This window comes from Acinetobacter sp. ASP199 (assembly GCF_022700675.1).
Lineage (GTDB): Bacteria > Pseudomonadota > Gammaproteobacteria > Pseudomonadales > Moraxellaceae > Acinetobacter.
Genome location: NZ_CP062182.1, coordinates 2266514 through 2277670, shown reverse-complemented (window position 1 = coordinate 2277670; position 11157 = coordinate 2266514). Strand labels below are relative to the sequence as shown.

8 protein-coding genes are annotated in these 11157 nt (G+C 44.0%); 4 read left to right on the top strand and 4 right to left on the bottom strand.

Annotation, left to right across the window (positions count from 1 at the left end; translation table 11 throughout):
• Nucleotides 1-77: 77 nt before the first annotated feature.
• Together IHE35_RS10845 and yccS are read right to left on the bottom strand one after the other, a co-directional pair.
• Complete coding sequence (locus tag IHE35_RS10845; protein ID WP_242787403.1) at nucleotides 78-638, bottom strand: hypothetical protein; 561 nt, start codon at nucleotides 636-638, stop codon at nucleotides 78-80.
• Nucleotides 639-723: 85 nt separating this feature from the next.
• On the bottom strand, nucleotides 724-2898 hold the full coding sequence (gene yccS, locus IHE35_RS10840) for a YccS family putative transporter (RefSeq protein ID WP_242787401.1): 2175 nt from the start codon (nucleotides 2896-2898) through the stop codon (nucleotides 724-726).
• Nucleotides 2899-3048: 150 nt separating this feature from the next.
• Here yccS and IHE35_RS10835 point away from each other — a divergent pair, with 150 nt between their 5' ends.
• A complete protein-coding gene (locus tag IHE35_RS10835; RefSeq protein WP_242787399.1) occupies nucleotides 3049-4257 on the top strand; it encodes a multidrug effflux MFS transporter in 1209 nt (402 codons plus the stop codon).
• 48 nt (nucleotides 4258-4305) lie between these two features.
• Here the strand turns inward: IHE35_RS10835 and IHE35_RS10830 are convergent, their stop codons facing one another.
• Nucleotides 4306-5013: a nitroreductase gene (locus IHE35_RS10830; protein WP_242787396.1), complete on the bottom strand. Its 708-nt coding sequence runs from the start codon at nucleotides 5011-5013 to the stop codon at nucleotides 4306-4308.
• Between the two features lie 889 nt (nucleotides 5014-5902).
• Between IHE35_RS10830 and gltS the strand changes: the two genes are divergently transcribed.
• Both gltS and IHE35_RS10820 read left to right on the top strand, forming a co-directional pair.
• Nucleotides 5903-7141 carry a sodium/glutamate symporter gene (gltS, locus tag IHE35_RS10825; protein WP_242787394.1) on the top strand — a complete coding sequence of 413 codons (1239 nt, stop codon included), beginning with the start codon at nucleotides 5903-5905 and terminating at the stop codon, nucleotides 7139-7141.
• Between the two features lie 55 nt (nucleotides 7142-7196).
• A complete protein-coding gene (locus tag IHE35_RS10820) occupies nucleotides 7197-8672 on the top strand; it encodes an alanine/glycine:cation symporter family protein (protein WP_242787393.1) in 1476 nt (491 codons plus the stop codon).
• Between the two features lie 52 nt (nucleotides 8673-8724).
• Here IHE35_RS10820 and chrA read toward each other — a convergent pair whose 3' ends face one another.
• Nucleotides 8725-9933, bottom strand: a complete 1209-nt coding sequence (gene chrA / locus IHE35_RS10815) for a chromate efflux transporter (RefSeq protein WP_242787391.1) — start codon at nucleotides 9931-9933, stop codon at nucleotides 8725-8727.
• A 122-nt stretch (nucleotides 9934-10055) separates the two neighbouring features.
• Between chrA and IHE35_RS10810 the strand changes: the two genes are divergently transcribed.
• Nucleotides 10056-11057, top strand: a complete 1002-nt coding sequence (locus IHE35_RS10810; protein ID WP_242787389.1) for a patatin-like phospholipase family protein — start codon at nucleotides 10056-10058, stop codon at nucleotides 11055-11057.
• Nucleotides 11058-11157: the final 100 nt, after the last annotated feature.

Genomic DNA, 11157 nt, shown 5'->3' with positions numbered 1-11157 from the left:
TTCTCATTATCGTTTACAGTTATGAATACAAAAAAACCTCCGTACCAAGGTAGGAGGTTTTTTAATGAAAGTCTGTTTTAGATTTCTTTCGGTTCGCCTACTTCTTCACGTAAATGCTTACGAATTGTTTCGAACGAGAAATTCTTGCTATCCAGGCGTTTAGGCAGGATATAAGCACCTTGCTGACCTTTAACTTTAAAATTTACCAGCATGAATTCAGGTGTGTTATACCATTCATAGATGTCCTTCCAGCCAATCGCACCTACACCTTCTTGCAGGCCCATTTTCTGACGCATCACGATCCCGTGAGGTTGTACACCCAGACGAATACCTTTAATTTCCTGAACTGGGAATTCGTTCATCTTGCGTTTTACATACCATTCCAAGCCAAAAGTACGGATCAGGTAGTACAGCACGACACAAACAATTGCCACCCAGCAAAAAATTGTCGAATAGTTCTTGAGCATAATGATGCCCAGAATAGAAAGTGCCACAACTGCACCCATGATCAGCCAAGCTTTCATGCCAATTTTATTGGTACTGCGCCAGATCATGAGCTGAGCATGACGTTGTTCCTGTTCTGTCACTTCATAGTTCACAGGCTGTAGGGTATAGGCGTATAAATTTTTCGCGGTCATAGTGAAATTTACAAATTTAAAACTGCAAAAAGTTTAGCATTATTTGTACCAATTCAGTGAGTATATTGTTCCAAAATCAGTCAAATTATAATGAGGCTAATTCAGATGCCTGTTCATCACGCTCATGACTTAAACTTTGCTTTAACTGACTGAGTTGATTCAAGATACTGAACATTAAGGACAGTTGCTGCAAAATGATCAGGGATTTCTGGTCTTCATCCTGCTGGTGTGACAGACGTTGACGGATATTCTGGATCATATTCTGTGCACTGAGATCGGGCACTTCATCTGCCAGCAATGCACCACGAATGTCCTCAAGCGCTTGATCCAGCAGATTTAAAATTTCCTGATCTTCGATTTTTTCACGATGTGCACCCAGCGCGGCAATATAGCTGATCAGGGTATGATTCAGACACAGAAATTCAAAGGCCTGGCTCTTTTGCAAAGGGTCGAAATCGGGTTCAGTGGCCAGGGTCGAAATCAGGGAAGCAACTTCAGCATCGGTATTATGTGCAGCGCGACGCACGATTCGGTAACGCAGACCATTGTTACGCCCAGTTTTATACTGTTCAATCACTTCGCTGAGATAATCGACTTCAGCGCTTAAAGAACGTTTGATTGAGCGCGGCAGACGACGGAATTTCCAGTCCGGGAAGATAAAACTTACACCAAACCAGGCAATCGCACAGCCAATGAGGGTATCAATCATCCGTGGCAATGTTGCAGAAAAGCCCATACCATCCAGATTGAAGTTGATCAAAGCCAAAATGGTGATGAAGGCTGTGGCTTGCGCATACTGCTTACTGCGTAATTCAAAGAACAGCACGCCACTCAGGATCAGAAGCAGTAATTGACCTTCGATTGAAGGGACGAAATACAGAATGGCAAAGCCCAGGGTAATCCCAATCAGTGTGCCGACGATCCGCAAGCGTAAGCGGCGCTTGGTGGCGTTAAAGTTGGGCTGACTCACGAACAGGGCAGTCAGCAGAATCCAGTAACCATATTCGATCTGGGTCAGCTGTACAAAGATATAGGAAATCAGCAGTACAATTGACAAGCGCACTGCATGACGGAACAGCACGGATTCTGGAGTCAGATGCTGCTTGATTCGAATCCGGATATCTTCCCAGCCTTTTAAGTCGTCGTCTTTGAGCTGGTTTTCAATATTTTTTGCACGTTCGAACTTAATATTGCGTTCGGTTTCCAGGTTGCGTAACTGTGCATCGATCGACTTTAAGTTCTGATACAGTGAGAACAGTGCATTGATCCAGACTTCATCATACTGCTGTTCCTGACGTAACTTATCCAGCGAATAGCGCAAGTTTTTAAAGGCATGCTTAAAACGCGAATTATGCTGATAGGTTTTGCGCTGAATAATACTTTCACTGAGATCTTTACAGGCTTTGCCCTGAATCGACAAAATTCGCTGAAAGCGGAATAAAATATCGCTATGCTCAAAAATCTTTGCCAGTTTCTGATAATCAATATGCGCCGAGTCAGCCCGTTCATGAATGTCTTGGGCAATAAAATAATATTGCAGGCTGCGACGGGTATCTTTCTGACCCCGATCCCCCTTGAGGCGGGTCAGCAAAGCTGTTTTCATATCATTAAAAATCGCAATTAATTTGCCATTTTCAAGTGAAAGTTCAATCATGCTGTGCTGATAGCTAGTCGATGTCATATCGACATCAAACAGATTCGATTTGGCATAAAGAAAGTTACCGAGCGACGAATAGCACTTGGCCAGATTATCTTGGGCCAGACGGGCAGGGAACAGCAGGAAGCTGATTGTCGATAACAGGCCATACCACACGGCACCAATCACCAGTAGACCTGCCTGGGTGTACCAGTTATCAAACAGTTCCACCCCGAGCATGGAATAGACCGAGATCACCAGGCAGCCATAGGAAATCGTGGCATAACGCCGTCCCAGCGAGCCGAGCAGAATTAAGCCAATACAGGACACGATGAGTGCCAAGGCAAACAGGATCGGGTAAGGGAAGAGTAGATAAACGGCAGAAGCGGTAATAAAGAAGCCGATATAGGTATAGAGGAGATTCAGAATCCGGACCGAGAAGCGGTCATCAATATCGCTTAAACCTGCTGCCACCACGCCCAAAGTCAGTGGAATAGTCATCAACTGCTGGCCCATCAGATAAGGCACAAAGGCAGTTCCTGTAAAGGCAATGATCATCCGCAGATTATACATAAAGGTCGTATTGCCGGTGGTTTGCTTGAAACGAGTGAGCCAGGATTTCAAGGTTCGTCCTTCTATACCACTGTCTTTAGATAAAGACTTAATAAGTTTGTGAAAATTTAGCAATAAAAATAAGTAAATTTGCTTCACAAATCATACTATGCCCTGTGTAAACTTGTCTGCACAGCGCTCATTTAAATTCTAAATATCATTATGTCGACAACAACGACCAATAAAAACTATGCCATGTCCTGGATCGTATTACTGGCATCCCTCACTGCACTTGGCCCACTTTCTATTGATATGTATCTGTCGGCATTGCCGCAAATGGCTGATGATTTTGGCGTCAGTACCCAGCAGGTGGCGAACAGTCTGCCTGCCTATTTTCTGGGACTGGCTATTGGGCAGCTGGTCTATGGCCCGGTCAGTGACCGTATTGGACGTAAACCGCCATTGTACTTTGGTTTAGCCTTATACGTATTGGCAAGTCTGCTCTGTGTATTTGCCCAGAATGAATGGAGTCTGATTGCCGCACGGGTGCTGCAAGCCTTGGGTGGTTGTGTCGGTGTAGTGATTGCCCGTGCTGCGATCCGTGATCGTCTGGATATGCATTCAGCAGCTCAGGCTTTTGCCAGCATGATGATTGTCAGTACGATTGCTCCAATTCTAGCGCCGAGCATGGGTGCCTGGGTATTGCTGGTGTTTGAATGGAATATGATTTTTGTATTACTGATGCTGTTCGGCCTGGTGATTCTGGCTTGTGTACATTTCTTCTTTAAAGAAACCTTGGAGCCAGAGCGCCGTTTGCAACTAAATTTTACCCAGGTCATGAGTCTGTATCAGGCAATTTTTCAGGATGAAAGTTTCCGAAAGCCGATGTTCGCTGGCTGTTTTTCCAGTGCCGTCCTGTTTTGTTATATCACGTCATCTTCAGCGATTCTGATGGATCATTTTCATTTAAGCGAGCAGCAGTTTGCCTATGTCTTTGGTGGCAATGCGGTCGGGATTATGCTGTTTTCCACCCTGAATAAAAAGCTGGCGCATCGGTTTGGGATTTTAAGTCGTTTAAGAATTGGAACGACCTTACAACTGAGTGGTGTAATTGCTTTGTTGGTGCTGGGAATGATTGAAACTGAGTCTCTAATTCTGGTCATTATTGCCATGTTTATGGTGGTGGCCTCCATTGGTTTTACCGGGCCAAATGCCATGGCGATTGCGATGTCTGAGCAAGGTGCACGTGCCGGAACTGCCAGTGCCGTTATGGGCAGTATGCAATTTGCCTGTGGTCTGCTGGGTGGGATTCTGCTGAACTTTATGTGGTGGAATGCTTTATTCAATATGGCGTTGGTCATGGCGATCTTTGTTGGAATTGCGGCAGCGACCATTTACCGTCTGCAGCTGCCGTCACCTAAAGGGGATTAAGCTTCGGGACGGCATCGCTGCACAAGATCAGCTTAGCAGTTAAGGCTATTAGTCATTTAAAAAGACAGCAAAGTCCTCAACTGGTACACGTGGGGTAATGAAAGTATTTACAACATCATCCGTGTCGGCATAGCCGAGAGCCATGCCGCAAACCAGTTCTTCATCTTCAGGTGCGCCAACTACGTCTAGTACAATACGATGAAAATGGTTCCATGCCGCCTGTGGGCAAGTGTCTAGTCCGCGTGCTTTGGCTGCCAGCATGACATTCTGGATCATCATGGAAATATCCATTTTCGAACCAATGCCTAGTGATTTGTGTACAGTAAAAAATAACCCGACTGGGGCATCAAAGAGCTGAAAATTACGCAACTGCTGGCGTGCCATTTTCTCTTTCTCGCCTTTTTGAATATTCAGCAAGCCATACAGTCCCCAGCCATTTTCACGGCGACGGTCAATAAAAGGAGAGAGCCATTGTTCAGGATAATAGGAGAAAGTTTCTTGATATTGTTCAGCCAGTGCTGGATTTTGATAAATCTCCATTTGTGCCTGACATACCCGTTCGACCAGTTCATCGCGTTTTTGACCCGTGAGCACATAGATTTTCCAAGGCTGGGTATTGGTACCGGAAGGTGCGCGGCTGGCAACCGTTAAAATATCTTTCAAGGTATTTTGATCTACAGGCGTATTCAGAAAAGCACGAACTGAATGACGGGAAGTGATGGTTTGATCCACAGCATTGACGATTGTTTGATCCATATGAATTGTTATTTCCTTGATGGTAAGTTCTGACTATAAACTAAACAAATGATAGTAGCTGATGCGATAAAGTAAGTTCATCCATAAGCAAAGGCTAAACTAAAAATATTAGTTTTTAGGAATTGATCAATACTTCATATCTCTAAAACATGCAGCTGCACCTCTTATTCTTGGCTAAATCCAATATTAGCTATCTATAAATTAATTTTTTCTTAAATATTCTATGATTAAGATAAATAAAACTTTCATAAAAATGTTGTATAAGCAATATAGACTACAATAATCCTAATAAAATAGATCGAAGATTCAATGAATCTCCATTAAATATGCGGTATTTATAATGAATTGTTAAAACTTTAAAATAAGGAAAGATAGATCAAAAAATTATCTATTTATGAATTATTTTTATGAAAAGTCAAACTATTGTTAATAAAAAACAATAATACAGTGCATTAAGACACCGCATAATGTCCGACTTTTCATCTGAAGGTTCATTCTAAACATTCTGAACAGATCGTAAATATAAAAACTGTGCTTATCGCGGTATTTCTGTAGCGTATCTGTAGGTTTGGAATGAATTTAAAAATATTGTGCTTCGAGATCCTGCAGGATGATGAAGCTTTTATCTCATCTTTCGATGCAGCACAGACTGTTTAACAGCCTCAAGATTTCGCACATTGTATTTTTAAGATGGTCTTAGGGTTATATGCAATCTGCCAGATTGCATTAACGAATTTGAATCAGGTGCTGAATTGTTTTGTTTTTCTAAAAGAGATTACTGTCCGTGTTGACTGATATAGGGTAGGAAGGTGGACATCATCCACTAAACTTAGGTCAAAAGATTACTTTTAGAACAACAAAAATTCAGAATCATCTTGGGCAAATAATTATGGATTTTACTTTTAACGCATTTTATACCCTGATTGCCGCGGTGATTGTCTTATTACTCGGTCGTTTCCTGGTCAATAAAATCGATTTTTTAAAGCGCTATAACATTCCAGAACCTGTTGCAGGTGGTCTGGTTGCAGCGATTATCTCCCTGATCATCCATAGCTTGTGGGGCTACAGTATTACCACAAGTGCAGAATTGCAGACCAGTTTTATGCTGATCTTCTTCGCATCGATTGGTTTGAGTGCAAACTTTGCCAAGCTGCGTGAAGGTGGTATTGGTCTGGTGATCTTCCTGATCGCAGTTTCAGTGTTCATCATAGTACAGAACACTGTTGGTATGACGTTGGCTAGCCTGTTGGGTATTGATCCGCTGATTGGCCTGATTGCAGGTTCAATTACCTTGACTGGTGGTCATGGGACGGCGGGTGCCTGGGGTGAGATCTTCGAAGTTGAACATGGCATTCAGGGCGCGCTTGCATTGGGTATGGCCAGTGCGACTTTCGGTCTGATCATTGGCGGTATCATCGGTGGTCCTTTGGCGAAAATGCTGATTAACCGCTATGAATTAGCCACGCCTCGTACTGCGGCTCAGGTTGAAAAACGTGATAATACTCCGCTAGATGTGAATTCAACTGAATACATTCCATTTGAATATCCACACCGCGTACGCTTGATTACCGCAGATAATGCGATTACTACACTTGGTCTGTTTGCAGGCTGTCTGGCATTTGCAGAATTTATGACCGGTTTCAGTAAAGGTACTGCATTTGAACTGCCAACCTTCGTTTGGGCGCTGGCAGGTGGTGTGATCCTGCGTAACGTGCTTGAAGGTGTGTTTAAGGTTAAGGTCTTTGACCGCGCGATTGATGTATTTGGTAATGCTTCATTATCACTTTACCTGGCAATGGCATTGTTATCTCTGAAATTATGGCAACTGGCCGACCTTGCAGGTCCACTGATGGTGATCCTCGGTGCACAGACTATTACCATGGCACTGTACGCAGCATTCATAACCTTCCGTGTGATGGGCAAAAACTATGATGCGGCAGTCCTGGCTGCGGGTCATTGCGGTTTTGGTATGGGTGCAACACCGACGGCAGTTGCAAATATGCAGGCGATTACCAACATGTACGGTGCATCGCATAAAGCCTTCCTGATTGTACCGCTGTGTGGTGCCTTCTTCGTAGACTTGATTAATGCTACTGTGATTCAGGTCATCCTGAAATTCTTTGTATAAGAATAGATATGCGAAGTCATAACAATAACTCTAAGGTGGATAGAAAGGATTGAATATGAATGAACAGCTCAATGAAACCCTACTGGGTTGGGTCAATGCCCTAAATGGTCCACTTTGGGATTTTCTGGTCGTCTTTCTGGTAGCAGTCGGTATTCTGTATACCATCATGACTGGGGCCGTACAGATTCGTCTGTTCTGGCACAGTATGAAAGTCATGAAACGCAGCCGGAATGAAACCAAGGATGAGCATGGGATCACACCATTTCAGGCTTTTGTAACAGGTTTGGCTAGCCGTGTAGGTGTGGGTAACGTTGCTGGTGTTGCGATTGCCATTGCCATTGGTGGCCCAGGTGCCGTGTTCTGGATGTGGTTTACTGCTTTCCTGGGGATGAGTTCGGCATTTGTTGAATCTTCATTGGCGCAGCTGTTCAAGATTCGTGATACCCAGAACAAGCAGTTCCGTGGTGGACCAGCGTATTACATTACGCAAGGTTTGAAACAGAAATGGCTGGGTATCCTCTTTGCTATCGCGCTGATTTTGACGTACGGCTTTGTCTTTAATGCGGTGCAGGCCAATGCGATTATTGGGGCAACTTCACATGCCTGGGGCTGGGATCAGGCGAATCTGAACTTACCATTGGGTGGTTTTGAGCTTGAGGTTTCATGGTTAGGTCTATTTCTGGTCTTGATTACTGCGGTGATCATTTTCGGTGGCATCAAGCGGATTGCAAAAGTTGCTGAAAAATTTGTGCCATTTATGGCACTTCTCTATCTGATTGTGGCGCTTTATATCGCGGTGATCAATTACGATATGCTGCCCTCTATCTTCCAGCTGATCTTCACTAAAGCGTTTGAGTTTGAAGCTGCTGCAGGAGGTTTCTTCGGTGCCATGATTTCTATGGCGATGATGATGGGTATCAAGCGTGGCCTGTTTTCCAATGAAGCAGGTATGGGTTCTGCGCCGAATGCTGCGGCTACGTCGGATGTAAAACATCCGGTGAATCAGGGACTGGTACAAATGCTTGGGGTATTTGTGGATACCTTTGTGGTGTGTTCATGTACCGCGATCATTATTCTGGTGTCTGGACTGTATGAAAATGCCGGATTTGAAGGTGTGACCCTGACCCAGATGGCTTTAGAAAGCCAGATTGGTGCCTGGGGGGATGACTTCCTGGCATTGATTCTATTCCTGTTTGCATACTCCTCCATTATCGGGAACTATGCCTATGCAGAAGGGAATGTCCAGTTCATCAATAACAATCCACGTGTGATGATGATCTTCCGTATTCTGGTGCTGTTCATGGTGTATTTCGGTTCGATTGCCAGCGTACCGCTGATCTGGAACATGGCGGATCTGTTCATGGGTATCATGGCAAGTATTAACCTGATTGCAATTCTGTTATTGATGCCATTTATCCTGATGCTTCTGAAAGACTATACCGGTCAGTTGAAGCGTGGGGTGAAAGAGCCCGTGTTTAAACTGGATCAACATCCGAAGTTTAAAGACAAGGTCAAATCCGATATCTGGTAAAACCTTATTGAAAAAGCCCCCGAATCCTTCGGGGCTTTTTTATTGATTCAGTTTATAAAAAACTGAGATAGCTAAAATAGACTGTAAAGCCTGCAATCAGACTACACCAGAGTGGAAGTTTTGACCGTAGCAGATAAATCATCACAACTACAAATACAACATCTTCCCAGCGTTTCAGATAACTTTGTCCAAGTTGCAGGACCAGATAAAGTAAAAGGCCGACAACTGCCGCATTAATCCCTGCCACAGCATGACGGATCACGGCTTGCTGCATCAGCCAGGACCAGTAAGGTAAGCTTGCAAAAATCAGCAAGAATGATGGCAGGAAGATAGCAATAGTCGCCAGTAGGGCGTTGAGCCAGAGCTGATCCGTCCAGTCCAATAAAGCACCCAGATAAGTCGCAAAACTAAACAGGGGACCAGGCATCAATTGGGCAAAGGCATAACCCAAATCAAAAGCTTGCGCACTGACCAGCGAGGTACTAACAAAGTCCTGATAGAACAACGGTAAAATTACATGCCCTCCACCAAAGACCAGTGAACCTGTGCGATAAAAATCGGCAAAGAAACCGAGTTCAGACCAGTGTAAATACTGGATCAAAATGGGAATACTGATGAAGGGCAGCAAAAAGGCAATAAACCAGTAAACTGCATGTTTTTTATGAATATAGGGAGTTTCCAGAGTGGCATTTTCCACTTGAGTCGATTGTAACAGTACTTGACCTTGAAACTTGCTCATCACAATACTGATCAAGCCGGCCAGCAGAATCACCAGGATCTGGTTAAAACTGAGTGGAACCACAGTCAGAAAAAATGTGGCAGCGATCATCAGGCCATATTGCCACCAGGATTTGCAGAAGCTACGCAACATTTGCCAGAAGGCCCAGCTGACCACGGCAAATACAATAAGCTGGATCACATGAAAGCTATGTGAGTTTAAAATATGAAAGTAGCGTTGTCCGAGCAGAGCAACCAAAGTCATTAACAGTGCAGAGGGTAAAGTAAAACCTAGCCAGGCCATCAATGCCCCGCTATAACCTCGTTGCATATAGCCGATGCCAATGCCTACCTGGCTGCTACTGGGTCCTGGCAGTAGTTGGGCCAATGCCACAAGTTGCTGATATTGAGCATCATTCAGCCAGTTTAATTGACCGACCAGCTTACGGTGAAAAAATACCAGATGTGCAGCAGGGCCGCCGAATGCAATACATCCAAGCTTGAGGAAAGTCAGAAAAATCTGATAAAGGGTAGGTGACGGCATGGCAATATAGGTTTAAATAGCTATAAGTTATTCAAACTGTATGACAAATTTACGAAATTCAACAGTTAATTTAATATGTTGTTTATACACTATGCAGCTATTGAAATGAGGATAAGTGCTGTATGCGGAACAATGGGTTAAGCTTCACCCTGCTGGGACTGTTTGGTTTGGCCGGCTGTCAGAGTATGCCTGATCAGCGAGTGATGGCAGTGAATGCAGGTATTCAATCCAAGCAAATGCAGCACAGCACAGCACAGGCACGTCCGAATCAAATCGATTTTCTGAAGATTAAAACCACCGAGCAGCGTCCTGTGGTTGCGCTGGTTTTAGGGAGTGGTGGTGCCCGTGGTTATGCGCATATTGGCGCGATTGAAGTACTGGAACAGGCAGGCATTCAGCCTGACATGATTGTCGGAACCAGTGCTGGTAGTATCGTCGGTTCTATTTATGCCAGTGGCACACCTGCAATTGAACTGCGCAATATCGCGCTGAGTATGAAAGCCAATGATGTTCGGGATTTCAGAATCGATCTAAAAGGCTTCTTTGATGGTAAAAAGGTCGAAGACTATGTCAATTTGCAGGTAGATAATGTTCCTTTACAAGATCTGAAGATCCCGATGTTTGTGGTGGCAACAGACCTGAAAGAAGGCAAGAAAGTCGTATTTAATTATGGCAATACCGGTCAGGCTGTACGTGCATCGGTCGCGATTCCAAGTATGTTCATTCCCACGATGATTGAAGACAAGGAATATGTTGATGGTGGTCTGGTGAGTCCGGTACCGGTTGATGTTGCTCGTGAGCTAGGCGCGGATATTGTCATCGCCATCGATATTCTGGCGCAGCCGATTCATACCGAAACGACCAATGTCTGGGGCTTGTTTAATCAGAACATCAATATCATGCAGAAGCGGCTTGCCTTTGAAGAATTAAAGCATGCTGATGTCGTGATCCAGCCGGACCTGCGTGAGAAAGGGCATATTTTTGATGTGCGTGGCAGAACCATGACCATGGAAGCGGGTATTGAGGCGACACGGGCAAAATTGCTTGAAATTGAACAGGTATATCAGAAACATAATTATGCAAAGGGACATCAGATTCCACAGTTTCTAGCCCGTGAAAAATAATCTCTAAAGTATTCATTAAAAAAAACCTCATTTGTCATAAATGAGGTTTTTTTAATAAATATATTCAGAAAATAATAGGGTTCTTGCATAAATCATTTTT

Coding starts and splice junctions, on each gene's coding strand:
- IHE35_RS10820 (WP_242787393.1), top strand. CDS start 7,197: ATGAATGAACAGCTCAATGAAACCCTACTGGGTTGGGTCAATGCCCTA.
- IHE35_RS10835 (WP_242787399.1), top strand. CDS start 3,049: ATGTCGACAACAACGACCAATAAAAACTATGCCATGTCCTGGATCGTA.
- gltS (WP_242787394.1), top strand. CDS start 5,903: ATGGATTTTACTTTTAACGCATTTTATACCCTGATTGCCGCGGTGATT.
- IHE35_RS10830 (WP_242787396.1), bottom strand. CDS start 5,013: ATGGATCAAACAATCGTCAATGCTGTGGATCAAACCATCACTTCCCGT.
- IHE35_RS10845 (WP_242787403.1), bottom strand. CDS start 638: ATGACCGCGAAAAATTTATACGCCTATACCCTACAGCCTGTGAACTAT.
- IHE35_RS10810 (WP_242787389.1), top strand. CDS start 10,056: ATGCGGAACAATGGGTTAAGCTTCACCCTGCTGGGACTGTTTGGTTTG.
- chrA (WP_242787391.1), bottom strand. CDS start 9,933: ATGCCGTCACCTACCCTTTATCAGATTTTTCTGACTTTCCTCAAGCTT.